The organism is Bradyrhizobium sp. (assembly GCF_027451485.1).
In the GTDB taxonomy this organism is placed as follows: Bacteria; Pseudomonadota; Alphaproteobacteria; order Rhizobiales; family Xanthobacteraceae; genus Bradyrhizobium.
Genome location: NZ_DAIDJE010000206.1, coordinates 37,792 through 49,919, shown reverse-complemented (window position 1 = coordinate 49,919; position 12,128 = coordinate 37,792). Strand labels below are relative to the sequence as shown.

The window sequence follows — 12,128 nt, the reverse complement described above, 5'->3', positions numbered from 1 at the left end:
ATCAATAGACGGCGTTGCCCGACTTCTTCGGCGTATGCACGGATACCGCTGCCGGCATCGGCGCAGCAGAAGGCGTCTCCGTCGTCTTTGACGGCGGCGTCTCGTGGCATTTGTTGGCTACCCACGCGGCGTCTGCATTCCTGGCCTGGCCACGCAGCGCAATGTAATCGTTGCGATAGGCAACCTCCGCCACCACCGGTCCCGCGAAACCCGACTGCGCCTTGCTCATCAAACCCTGTAGTTCGGCCATTCTGGTCCCAAGACTCTTGCGCTCGGTCTCGAGCTGCTTGCAATTGTAGAGCTCGTATTTCGCGGGGTCCGCAAAGGCCGAGGTCATGCCGTCGCTCATGTTGGCGCAGCCGGAAAGAGCCGCACCCAGCGCAAAAAGAACCGCGCCTGCGACGGCGCGGAGCGGCGAACGATGCCAGGGCAGGAACGCGATCATGAGATGCTGTTAAACCGACAATCTTGAGGTTGCGTAAAGCAGGAACTGGTGTCCGGAATGAGGCTTCCGATCGAGCCGCCCTCTCACTGCAGTTTAGGACGTCGCAAGGCGGTTGGCTCACGTTCCCGACCGAGGAGAAGCGCCAACTGCCTGATTCCACGGGCATAAGCGGGCTTGGCCGGGATCGCCGACTTGTCGACGCCTCAGGCCTTCGCGGTCACGCCAACCAGCCTCGCTGAATAGCCGTCCCCTGTTTCGCCTGCTGCTGGAAAGGCTCCCGCTTACGGCAAATCGGCTTGGGTGGCCTGTGCAACAATCGCCATGGCGAAGCCGCACAATTGTTTTATCGTCTGCCTTCCAATCGCCTCTCACCGCCTCGCCGGAACTGGAGGGACCAATGAAGACCTATCAGCTTTTCATCGATGGCCAGTATGTCGATCCTGCCAAGGGTGAATGGTTTGAATCGATCGATCCCTACCGTGGCAAGGCGTGGGCGAAAATTCCCCGCGGATCTGCTGCCGATGTCGACGCGGCTGCAAAGGCTGCCAACGAAGCCATGTGGCGCGGCCCCTGGTCGAAGATGACGGCCTCGGCGCGGGGTAAGGCCATGCGGAAGCTTGGCGACCTCGTCGCCGCGAACGCCGAACGTCTCGCCGAAATCGAGGTCCGCGACAACGGCAAGCTCATGGCCGAGATGCTCGGCCAGCTTCGTTACCACCCGGAATGGTGGTGGTATTTCGGCGGTCTTGTCGACAAGCTGGAAGGCGGTCTCGTGCCGATCGACAAGCCGGACACCTTTGCCTACACGACACATGAACCGGTCGGCGTTGTGGCAGCGCTCACAGCCTGGAATTCGCCGCTGCTGTTTGTTGCCTGGAAATGTGCTGCCGCGCTCGCCGCCGGCTGCGCGGTCATCGTCAAGCCATCGGAATTCACGTCCGCCAGCACATTGGAGTTCGCCGCGCTCACCAGGGAGGCCGGCATTCCGGACGGAATCTTCAACGTGGTCACAGGCTTCGGGCCGGAAGTTGGCACCGACCTGATTTCGCACCCCGGCATCGCCAAGATCACCTTTACCGGGTCGGATACGACCGGCGCGAAAGTATACGAGACGGCCGCACGCAGCCTGAAGCGGGTTTCGCTGGAGCTCGGCGGGAAGTCCCCCAACATTGTCTTCGAGGACGCCGATCTCGGAGCCGCGACCGCGGGCGCCGTTTCCGGCATCTTCGCCGCGACCGGCCAGACCTGCATCGCCGGATCGCGTCTATTGGTGCAGAATTCGATCAAGAGCAAGTTTGTGGAGCGCCTCCTGGAGCTCGCGCGCTCTGCCAAGATCGGCGATCCAATGCAGTCGGACACCAATATCGGCCCGATCACGACGCCGGCGCAGTATAAGAAGGTGCTCGATTACATCGATATCGCAAAATCAGAAGGCGCCCGCTGTCTGCTCGGAGGCAAGCCGGCCTCGGGCGAGGGCATCGCCGGCGGTCAGTTTGTTGAGCCGACCATCTTTACCGACGTCGACAACTCCATGCGGATCGCGCGCGAGGAGGTGTTCGGGCCGGTCCTGTCGATCATCGGCTTCGACAGCGAGGAAGATGCCGTTCGCATCGCCAACGACACGATCTACGGCCTCGCGGCGGGAATATGGACCCGCGATCTTGCGCGCGCCGTGCGCGTACCGAAGCTGCTGCGCGCCGGAACCGTTTGGGTGAACACCTATCGCGCGATCAGCTACATGATGCCGTTCGGCGGCATGAAACATTCGGGTCTCGGCCGCGAGAGCGGCATCGACGCAGTCCGCGAATACCTGGAGACGAAGAGCGTGTGGATTTCGACCGCACAGGGCGCCCCGGCCAATCCGTTCGTTATGCGATGAGCGCTGTGCCCGGAGCGCTGCGCACCGGGGCCGCCGGCATGGCTGGTTCCGGTTGCCGCCTAAGTCGGTGACTGCAGCCCGGTCGAATTGATCCATTCGTCAATATGTGCCGCCGTGTCCGCTCGGCTCGCTCTTTTCAGGAGGTCTTCCCTTTCGGGACCGGGCGGCAGCGTCGATGCCTGCTCTCGCACTTGTTCGGCGAACGCCATGAGTCGCTCTTTCAGAGGGGTTGTTTGTTTAAACCGCCGTCTCTTTTTCAAGGCTTACTCCCGAATAACCGAACCCGCAGCTCCGGCTTTTAAGGCTAAGAGCAGCGGCTTGGGGCCGCGACAACCTAAGTTAAAATGGCTGAGAATGCCCGGACGGGAGCCGCTGATACTTTGGTCAAGCAAATTTTCGGCAGTCAGCTCATCTTGAGTAATGAGCAGTGACAGGCGTGGACAGCAAGATTTTGACGAAGCCGTCGGAAATCCGGATGACACCGATCCGGGCCGGCAAGCGCAACCCACTGCTGAGAGTTATCGCGATCTTGCGACAGCGGCACTCGATCTGGTGCGGGCGGCGGGACTCGAACCCGCACGACGTTGCCATCGAGGGATTTTAAGTCCCTTGCGTCTACCAATTCCGCCACGTCCGCGTTGTTGGCCTGCATAGCTTTTTTGCCTATGCCCCGCAAACGTTTTGCATGAAATCCCTCGTGGTCTAGATTCGTCATCCACCTTGCTCAAGCCACCATTGGCCGCTTCTTCAACGTGAGTCGCGGCCATGCTCACGGGCGGCGGCTTCCGCAACCTGCAACATGCGCCGCTTTATAGGCAAAGCCCGTGGTGATAGAAGAAGTAGTCGCCTAGACCGGAAGCATGCTCCATGTCTCATCTCTCCTTTGAAGAGGCGGTCCAGGAACGCGTCGACGAGATGGTGGATGCCTGCACCCGCTGCGGCAAGTGCATCGAGGTATGCCCGAGCGTGAAGCCGGCGGGCATTGCAGATGCGGCGCCCGTGGATGTCATTGGCGGCATCCTCGATATTCTGCGCGAGGGTCAGGGACTGGAGGCGTCGCGGAAATGGGCGCAAGCCTGCACGCTTCATGGTGCATGCATCACGGCCTGCGATGAAGCGATCAATCCGCGCTTTCTGCTCGCGATGGCGCGCGTTGCCATGGCCAAAACCAGGAATGATTTGCCGGCGCGGCGACGGCAAGGACTGGAGAGATACCGCGACGTCAGCCGTGAAGTCGCCATGCTTTCGCAGCTTCAGCTGGACGATCAGGTGCTGGCACGGCTCGGCCAGAAACCGGCGTCAGCGAATGTGACGAACGAGCTGCCGGATTTCGTGTTCTACACCGGCTGCAATGTGCTCAAGACGCCGCACATCGCGCTCCTCGCTCTCGACATCATGGACGCGCTCGGTATCGGCTATGAGGTGATGGGCGGACCGAGCCATTGCTGCGGCGTCATGCAGTTGCGATCCGGCGATGTCGAAATGTCCGGCCGGATGGGAACGAGCAGCGTCGACAAGCTGGCACAGTCGAAGTCAGGCGAGGTCATTTCCTGGTGTCCCAGCTGCTATGTCCAGTTCACCGAAACCACCCTGCCCGCGCTCGAACGCCAGCGCGGCGCTCGCCCGTTCGAGATGACGCCGTTCCTTCGCTTCCTGGCGCAGCGCCTCGATCAGCTCACGCCCCATCTGCGTGAACGCGTTCCAATGCGCGTCGCGCTGCATCGCCATCCCGGCGTCTCCGGCGTGGTGGAAGCCGCCATCAAAACCCTGGAAGCCATTCCCGGCATCACGCTCGTCGACCTGAAGCAGCCGGCGTTCGGACTGCAGGGCGTGAGCCTGAGCGTCCTGCCCGAGTTCAAGCGCGAGTTGACGCGCAAGGAACTGGAGACTGCCCGCGAGGCCGGCATCGACGCACTCGTCACCATCTATCATTCCGAGCATCGCGAGCTCTGCGCACATGAGCGCGACTGGCCGTTCCGCATCGTCAACCTGCTTGAACTGGTCGGTCAGAGCATGGGATTGAAGCAACACGATCGTTACAAGGAGCTGAAGCTGATGCAGGATGCCGATCAGATCGTCGCCGATTGCGCCGACCTGCTGGCGATCCACGCGCTTGATGCCGCGAAAGCCCGCGAGGCCGTCGTCAAGGGCATGCTCGCCGATCAGCCGCTGCCGCTGCGGGACGGTTGATCGCCCCTACTCCTTCTTCTCGATATTCCAGAAGATCGGCGTCGCCGGACCGTCGAGCACGCCCTTGAGCGAGGTGCGCCATGCGCTGGGAATCAGAAACTGGCCGAGCGGGATATAGATCACCTGATCGTAATTCTCCTTCTGGATCTGTTCGGCGAGCTTCTTCTGCTCTTCCGGCGACGACGCGCGTGCGAAGGCGTCGCGCAAGGCCTCCATCTTCGGATCGTCGGGCCAGCCGAACCAGCCCCCATTCTTGCCCTTTCCGTTGATCGAGACGTTGGCGATGGGGTTGACGACGTCGGCGCCGGCCCAGTTGGTGAAGAACATATTCCAGCCGCCTTCCTTCGGCGGCTTCTGGCTGGCGCGGCGGGTGACGACGGTCTGCCAGTCGGTCGCCTGTACATCGACCTTGAAGCCGGCTTCGCGCAACTGTTGCGCTGCCACGATCGGCTGCGCCTTCAGCGTCACGACGTCGCCCGGCGCCATCACCACGACCGGCGTGCCGTCGTAGCCGGATTCGGCGAGCAGCTTCTTCGCCTCCGCCATGCCGTTACCCTTCACCAGCGTCTCCGATCCGACATCGGAAGCGAGCGGCGTGCCACAGACGAACACTGCGCCGCAGATCCGATAATATTCGGGGTTGCCGACGAGCGCGTCGAGCACCTCCTTCTGGTTGATCGCCAGGAAGGCAGCGCGGCGCACCTTGACGTTATCGAACGGCGGATAAAGGAAGTTCATCCGCCCCAGCGTCTGGTAACCAAGCTTGTTCAGTGTTTGGACTTTCAATTCCGGATTGGCGGAAAGCGCCGGCAGAAGATCCCACGGCGGGTTCTCCATGAAATCGATATCGCCTGATTGCAGCGCGTTCACCGCAGTCTGCGCATCCGGCATGGTGATCCATTCGACGCGATCGACCTTCACCACCTTGCCGCCCGAGGTCCAGCTCGGCGGCTCCTTGCGCGGCACATAGTCGGTGTTCTTGACATAGACCGCCTTCACGCCGGGCTGGAATTCGCTTGCCACGAACTTGAAAGGGCCCGAGCCGATCTGCTCCTTGATCTGCTGGCCGGGCGGTGTCTCGGCAAGGCGCTTGGGCATCATGAACGGCACCAGCGAGGACGGCTTGCCGATCGATTCCAGCACGAGGCCATAGGGCTCCTTCAGCTTCAGCACGATGGTCCTTTGGTCCGCGGCGGTAAGGCTCGCGGTAAAATCCATCAGCTTCTGGCCCATGCCGTCATTGCGGCCCCAGCGCTTGAGCGATGCGACACAGTCCTCCGCCGTCACCGGCGTGCCGTCATGCCATTTCAACCCGTCGCGCAGCGTGAAGGTGTAGGTCAGCTTGTCGTCGGAGACCTTCCAGTCCGCCATCTGCGGCTGGATCTTGAAGTTCGCGTCTTCCGAAAGCAGCGTGTCATAGACCATGTAGCCGTGGTCCCGGGTGATATAGGCGGTCGTGAATCCGGGATCGATCACACGCAGGTCGGAATGCATCACCGCGGTGATGGTTGTGGCAGACGCCGGCGCGGCCGCGACGAGGGCGAGCGCGAAGGCCGCAAATTTCAAGTTCCTGCACCACATGGACCTGTCTCCTGATGTGAAATCGGGCATCGCCGCTTATCCAATGTGCACGTGTTGCGTGATTTCGCGACACTAACACCTTGTAAGTCTTTCGATATTTTTGAGACTTGCACCGCCTACACGGCGCGTCAATCGACTTTCAGGGGAATGGCTTTGCGCCAAATGCAGACGGCAACGGAAGCTGTCATCCGTTGCCGTCCAGGCCGCACGATTTGCCCTACTCTTCGGGGCTGTAGCCGTCGTTGAGCGTTTGCAGGAATGCGATGATATCGGTTTCATCCTGAGGCGTCATTGCCGGCTGATCGCCGCGGTGGCGGTTGAACGGCGGATCGGCGACATCGACGTTCGCCTGATACTGCAACGGGATATCGTTGTACTTCTGCACTTTGCCATCGGCGTCCACCGGATAAACCTTTTCCGGATTTGTATCGCGGAAGGTGTAGAAGTCCAGCACCTGCTGCAGCGTGCGGAAAACGCCGTTGTGGAAGTACGCGTGGCGAATGGCGGTGTTGCGCAAGCTCGGCGTCTTGAACATGCCGCAGAACTGGGTCTGCAGGGCAACGTCCTTGCGAATCGGGCCGCACACCCCGAGGTCGTAGTAGTTGGGATTCCTTGTGTCGGTAAGCGCCAGATTGCGCGGTGCGCCAAGCGCCTCATATTGGGTGTCGGTAAAGCGCGGCGGGTATCCTTCGCGTGAAGGCTGCGAGGTGTGGCAGCCGGCGCAATTGGCTTTCTGGGGATCGTTGAACAAGCGAAGGCCGCGCAGTTCGGCCTCGCTCAAACGAGCCTTTCCTTCCAGCCAGTAATCGTACTTGCTGGTGTAGGAGTGAAAGCTCGGCTCCTCCATCTGGTAGCGGCCCACTGCGAAGGACGCCTCCGTGACGAGCAGCTTTGTGTCCTTGAAAACCCGCTCGCCGAACAAGGCCGCAAATTTCTTGGCATAAGGTGCGTTGCGCAGCTTTTCGGCAATGATCTCGACGCTGCCGCCATCCATCTCCCGCGGATCGAGCAACGGACCCGACGCCTGGATCTGAAGCGTATCGGCGCGGCCGTCCCAGAACAGGCCGCCTTGAGGCACGATGTTGGCGCTTTGCGCGGTCTGCGTCGCGATCTTCTCGAAGCGCACGGCGCCCTTGCCGGCCTCGGCCTGCTGCGCCAGACCGGCGACGTTATCGTTCTCGTCTTCCTTTTCGGGGCCGATACTGAAATCAAGCTGCCGTTCGAGATAGGTCAATGACGGAACGGCCCGCGCGCCCTGCAACGTCAGGTCGGGTCCTCCAAGCATGACGGGGCCGTCGTTCGGCGGACCGTAGGCATGGTCGGGACTGTGGCAGGAAGCGCAAGCGATCTTGCCAGACGACGACAGTCTCGCGTCGAAGAAAATATCTCGCCCCAGTCTTGCCATGGCGGAAAGCGGCGCGACCGGGCGGCGGATCAGATGAACCGGTTTCGGATTTGCGCCGGGCAACGTCTGCGGCTCGGTAGCGAAGACGGCGCCGGCCAGAAGGCCGGCGCCGAGGGACCACACAATTGTGCGACGAAGCATGTCAGATCAGCTCAGTTCTTGATCTTGTCTCTGCTGTCCACGACGCCGAACGTCGGATCGAGGATCAGCTTTTCCGAGTGCTTCCGCCTGAAGTCGAACATGTCCATGATCGAACCGGTCGTAGCATCGAAGGAGCCCTCGCCGATACGCTCGCCGTTCAACCAGTTGTCCTCGATGAACTGCGTGACCGAAGCCTGCGTGGTCAACACGTGGCTGACATAGTTCTTTTTCGCATAGGGCGAGATCACCATAAACGGCATGCGCGTGCCGGGGCCGCAGCGGCCAGCAACCGGCAGGCCCTTCACACCGTTTGGCTCAGGTGTGACGCCGGGCGTGCCGCAGTTGCCGGTGCCGTTCAACGCGTCGGCGCTCGAGAACGAACCATGCGTCGGGGCGACAAAGGCGTGGTCGTACCAGCCGTCGGAGTCGTCATAGGCGATGATCACGGCGGTGGAGTCCCAATCCTCCTGCTGCTGGAGGAAGTTGATCAGGTTGACCACCCCCGTCTGCTCATCGAGCGGATCGGAGTAACCGGGGTGAGCGTCCTGATAGGCGGGTAGCTTGATGAAAGAAACCGCGGGATAATTGCCGGAGCCGACCGCCTTCGTGAAGTCCTCCAGGTCATAGGCGTGATTGGCCGGGTCGATCTTGTTGGTGCCCGGGACCTTGGTATAGCCGATCGCCTTGATCGACGTCGGACGGGCATGGTTCAGGTTGGCCGTCGATGCATAATACTGGAACCAGGCATGGTGCGGGATGTAGTCGGTAACCGTACCGGTAACCGCGCTCACCGAGCTGCGCGCGCAACCAGTCGTGCCGTTGTTGTTGATGGTTTGCAGATTGAAACCGCCCATGAACGAACCCCATGGGATATTCGCCGCATTGAGCAGATCGCCGACATTCTTGCCGGTCAGCGCGACCTGTCTCGTCGGGCTCGAGCAGATGTCGCCGGTTGGATCGGTGTCGTTGATCAGCGTCAGGCCGCCCTGCCCATCCGGAATGGTGCTGGCGGAAAGGCCCGCCGGAACGACCGCGCCATTGGTGCTGCCGGCGAACATGTTGAGAGCGCCGGGCGTCGATGGCCCGTAGTCGTCGGTCCACGAATTGTCGCTCATCGCGTAGTTCTGAGCGTAGTTCCACATCGCGGTGACGGTGTTGCCATCGAAATAGCCCATCACTTGAGCGGTGGTGCCGAATGCACCGGCACCGCCCTTGGTGCCACTGCCGGTATCGAGCGGAAACAGGTCGTTCTTGCCGCCGTCATACGCCGCCTGCTCGGCGGTATAGGCGTGGTTCTGGTCGGCGGTGCCAGCCTGCGTGCGGTCAAGACGGAACGGGTTGGAGGCGCCGGCGCCGTTGGCCGGATTGAGGTTCGGGTTGTTGTCGAGCAGCGAAGGGTTCGACAGCAGGTTGTTGATGTCGCGCGGCGTCTTCTTGGCCGGCTCGAAGGGCGGCTCACCGTCCGGGTTCAGCGCGTTCGGGTAAGTGCCGAAATAATGATCAAACGATACGTTCTCGTTGAAAATAACCACGAGGTGCTTGATCGGAGTCCTGGTCGGCAGCCTGTCCGCGCCGACCTCCTTCTTCGCGTTCGAAGCGACGTCGTCGACCAGGTTCATCACCGGAGCCAGCTGGCTCTCGAGGTTACCGGCAACGGAACCGGTCGTCGTGAAGGCGGCGGCGACGGCGATCATCGCGGCCGAAGAAAGCAGAGCCGATTTGAGTTTCAGATGTTTCATCTTTCTCCCCATTTGCCTCTCAAAAGAATTTTGAGGCGTGCGGGGCTGACAGATAGAAAACCTCAATGACACATATGTGTAGGTTTGACTTCAATTGCTGAGTTTTCCCACACGCACGCACAAAGCTGTGTATGTTGAGAGATGGTGATCGGATAGCTTGGCGGTCATATCGAGGACGATCTCTGCAAACCATTTCTGGAAGCCCTCGCGCCCTTGCCGACCGTTGCCGCATCGACAAGACAAGCAGCGTATTGCCTCGCGGCGTACCTGTTTTGCAGAAGTTTGACTTTACAAATTTGTCACCAATCCTTCTTTTAAGCGGCACTGAACTTCCATCCGTCGAAATTCCCCTGTGGAGATCGAGAGTATCAGATGAACCCCGCCAACCTTCCTTTCGATTCCGAGACCATGCTCACTGGCCTGCGCAGCTGGGTAGAATGCGAAAGCCCGACCTGGGATGCGACAGCGGTGAACCGCATGCTCGATCTGGCCGCCCGCGAAATGGCGATCATGGGCGCGCAGGTGGAGCGCATCGCCGGACGACAGGGCTTCGGCGGTTGCGTGCGGGCCAAATTCCCTCATCCCAAGCAGGGCGAACCCGGCGTCCTGATCGCGGGACACCTCGACACCGTACATCCCCTCGGCACGATCGAGAAGCTGAAGTGGCGGCGCGAAGGCAACAGATGCTATGGGCCGGGCATCTTCGATATGAAGGGCGGCAATTACCTCGCGCTGGAAGCGATTCGGCAACTGGCGCGGGCCGCCGTCGCCACGCCGCTGCCCGTCACCGTGCTGTTCACGCCGGACGAAGAAGTCGGAACCCCCTCGACGCGAGATATCATCGAAGCCGAAGCCAGACGCAACAAATATGTGCTGGTGCCAGAACCCGGCCGGCCCAACAACGGCGTCGTGACCGGCCGTTATGCAATCGCGCGATTCAACCTCGAAGCCACCGGCCGGCCGAGTCACGCCGGCGCCACCTTGTCATCGGGCCGTTCGGCCATTCGCGAGATGGCGCGGCAGATCCTGATCATCGACGGCATGACATCCGAGGACTGCACATTCTCCGTCGGAGTCGTGCATGGCGGCCAGTGGGTCAATTGCGTCGCCACCACCTGCATCGGCGAAGCACTCAGCATGGCCAAGCGCCAGGCCGATCTCGACCGCGGCGTCGAACGCATGCTGGCTTTGTCCGGCACGTCCAACGACGTGACCTTCCAGGTCACGCGCGGCGTGACGCGCCCGGTGTGGGAGCCGGATGCCGGCACCATGGCGCTCTACGAAAAGGCGCGCAGCGTTGCGGCTTCGATGGGTCTCGAGCTGCCGCACGGCTCGGCCGGCGGCGGTTCCGACGGCAATTTCACCGGCGCGATGGGCATTCCGACGCTGGATGGGTTGGGCGTTCGCGGCGCCGATGCGCACACGCTGAATGAACATATCGAGGTGGACAGCCTCGCGGAGCGCGGCCGCCTGATGGCAGGCCTTTTGGCCACGCTCACCTAGCATCTACGCTCCGGTCATCGCCAGCAGGATACCGCCGGCCGCACTGATCGCGACGACGATCAGCGGTGGAGCGCGCCAGGCAATCAGGAGAACGAAGCCCAGCAGGGCGATGCCAAAATCCCCGGACGTTTTCACCGAGGTGCTCCAGACCGGATTGTAGAGGGCTGCCCCGAGCAGGCCGACGACGGCAGCATTGACGCCGCGCATGATTGCCTGTGCGTTCGGGCGCTTGCGAAAGGAATCCCAGAACGGAAGCACTCCCAGCAGCACCAGCATTCCCGGCAGAAAGATACCGAGGAGCCCGAGCGCGGCACCCGCAAGCCCGTGTGGCTCCGCAGATACGACGGTCCCGAGATAGGCGGCGAAGGTGAAAAGCGGGCCCGGCACTGCCTGCGCGGCGCCGTAGCCGGCGAGAAATGCGTTATCGCTGAGCCAGCCCGGGGTCACGAATGCTTCGCGCAAGAGCGGCAGCACGACATGGCCGCCGCCGAAGACCAGCGCACCGGAACGATAAAAGGCCTCGAACAAGGCGACACCCGATGACCCGCTAAGACCGCGCACCAGAGGAAGTCCCGCCAGAAGGATGAAAAAACCGGCGAGACAGGCGAGACCGACGGTGCGCGACACCGGAAGTTCGACGTGTCCGGAAGGCGCCGTCGCTTCGCTGCGGCACAGCCACAGTCCGGCCAGCCCGCCGAGAACAATGGCTGCGACCTGGGCGATCGAGGACGTACTGAACAGGATGATGAGCGCGGCGACGACTGCGATCGACGCTCGCTCGCGGTCGGGGCAAAGGTTGCGGGCCATGCCCAGGACGGCCTGCGCCACAATGGCCACGGCCGTCAGCTTAAGGCCGTGCAACAGTCCGCTCCCAAGCGGCCCGCTGAGCGCGCTGGCGCCGTAGGCGAAGATGATGAGCGCCGCGGCGGACGGAAGCGTGAAGCCGGTCCAGGCCGCGAGCGCACCCAGGTAGCCGGCGCGCATCAATCCGATCGAGAAGCCCACCTGGCTGCTCGCGGGCCCCGGCAGGAATTGGCACAGCCCGACCAGATCGGCAAAGGCATGTTCGTCGATCCACTTTCGCCGCACGACGAATTCGTCGCGGAAATATCCGATGTGGGCGATCGGGCCGCCGAAGCAGCTGAATCCGAGCTTGGCAAAAATGCGAAGGACCTCGAGCGGCGAACCGGCCACACGACGTCCTTGCTGGATTTGAGTTGTGGTCGACACCATTCCCCCTCTGCG

Annotated in this window: 8 protein-coding genes and 1 tRNA gene; 3 read left to right on the top strand and 6 right to left on the bottom strand. The window is 61.9% G+C overall.

From position 1 onward, the window contains the following. Position 1: 1 nt before the first annotated feature. Positions 2 to 445 carry a twin-arginine translocation pathway signal gene (locus NEZ08_RS24020; RefSeq protein WP_298112703.1) on the bottom strand — a complete coding sequence of 148 codons (444 nt, stop codon included), beginning with the start codon at positions 443 to 445 and terminating at the stop codon, positions 2 to 4. Between the two features lie 397 nt (positions 446 to 842). On the opposite strand from NEZ08_RS24020, the gene NEZ08_RS24015 reads away from it, so the two are divergent. Then, on the top strand, positions 843 to 2,324 hold the full coding sequence (locus tag NEZ08_RS24015) for an aldehyde dehydrogenase (protein WP_298112701.1): 1,482 nt from the start codon (positions 843 to 845) through the stop codon (positions 2,322 to 2,324). Positions 2,325 to 2,874: 550 nt separating this feature from the next. Here the strand turns inward: NEZ08_RS24015 and NEZ08_RS24005 are convergent. Beyond that, positions 2,875 to 2,961: transfer RNA gene (locus NEZ08_RS24005), tRNA-Leu, on the bottom strand. Positions 2,962 to 3,191: 230 nt separating this feature from the next. On the opposite strand from NEZ08_RS24005, the gene NEZ08_RS24000 reads away from it, so the two are divergent. Further along, positions 3,192 to 4,514 (top strand): (Fe-S)-binding protein, encoded by a 1,323-nt coding sequence (locus NEZ08_RS24000; RefSeq protein ID WP_298112696.1) that lies wholly within the window; start codon positions 3,192 to 3,194, stop codon positions 4,512 to 4,514. A 6-nt stretch (positions 4,515 to 4,520) separates the two neighbouring features. On the opposite strand, the gene NEZ08_RS23995 is transcribed toward NEZ08_RS24000, so the two are convergent. The 3 genes from NEZ08_RS23995 to NEZ08_RS23985 form a co-directional block, all read right to left on the bottom strand. Next, entirely contained in the window at positions 4,521 to 6,095 is a 1,575-nt protein-coding gene (locus NEZ08_RS23995; protein ID WP_298112694.1) for an ABC transporter substrate-binding protein, read from the bottom strand. Positions 6,096 to 6,312: 217 nt separating this feature from the next. Then, positions 6,313 to 7,641, bottom strand: a complete 1,329-nt coding sequence (locus NEZ08_RS23990) for a cytochrome c peroxidase (RefSeq protein WP_298112692.1) — start codon at positions 7,639 to 7,641, stop codon at positions 6,313 to 6,315. Between the two features lie 11 nt (positions 7,642 to 7,652). Continuing rightward, complete coding sequence (locus NEZ08_RS23985) at positions 7,653 to 9,380, bottom strand: alkaline phosphatase family protein (RefSeq protein ID WP_298112690.1); 1,728 nt, start codon at positions 9,378 to 9,380, stop codon at positions 7,653 to 7,655. A gap of 372 nt (positions 9,381 to 9,752) precedes the next feature. On the opposite strand from NEZ08_RS23985, the gene NEZ08_RS23980 reads away from it, so the two are divergent. After that, positions 9,753 to 10,883 (top strand): M20/M25/M40 family metallo-hydrolase, encoded by a 1,131-nt coding sequence (locus tag NEZ08_RS23980; RefSeq protein WP_298112688.1) that lies wholly within the window; start codon positions 9,753 to 9,755, stop codon positions 10,881 to 10,883. Positions 10,884 to 10,886: 3 nt separating this feature from the next. Here NEZ08_RS23980 and chrA read toward each other — a convergent pair whose 3' ends face one another. Further along, complete coding sequence (gene chrA / locus NEZ08_RS23975; RefSeq protein ID WP_298112687.1) at positions 10,887 to 12,116, bottom strand: chromate efflux transporter; 1,230 nt, start codon at positions 12,114 to 12,116, stop codon at positions 10,887 to 10,889. Positions 12,117 to 12,128 lie beyond the last annotated feature (12 nt).

Excerpts from the sequence above, each read along its gene's own strand:
- NEZ08_RS23985 (WP_298112690.1), bottom strand. The coding sequence starts at position 9,380 with ATGAAACATCTGAAACTCAAATCGGCTCTGCTTTCTTCGGCCGCGATG.
- NEZ08_RS23980 (WP_298112688.1), top strand. The coding sequence starts at position 9,753 with ATGAACCCCGCCAACCTTCCTTTCGATTCCGAGACCATGCTCACTGGC.
- NEZ08_RS23990 (WP_298112692.1), bottom strand. The coding sequence starts at position 7,641 with ATGCTTCGTCGCACAATTGTGTGGTCCCTCGGCGCCGGCCTTCTGGCC.
- NEZ08_RS24015 (WP_298112701.1), top strand. The coding sequence starts at position 843 with ATGAAGACCTATCAGCTTTTCATCGATGGCCAGTATGTCGATCCTGCC.
- NEZ08_RS23995 (WP_298112694.1), bottom strand. The coding sequence starts at position 6,095 with ATGTGGTGCAGGAACTTGAAATTTGCGGCCTTCGCGCTCGCCCTCGTC.
- NEZ08_RS24000 (WP_298112696.1), top strand. The coding sequence starts at position 3,192 with ATGTCTCATCTCTCCTTTGAAGAGGCGGTCCAGGAACGCGTCGACGAG.
- chrA (WP_298112687.1), bottom strand. The coding sequence starts at position 12,116 with ATGGTGTCGACCACAACTCAAATCCAGCAAGGACGTCGTGTGGCCGGT.
- NEZ08_RS24020 (WP_298112703.1), bottom strand. The coding sequence starts at position 445 with ATGATCGCGTTCCTGCCCTGGCATCGTTCGCCGCTCCGCGCCGTCGCA.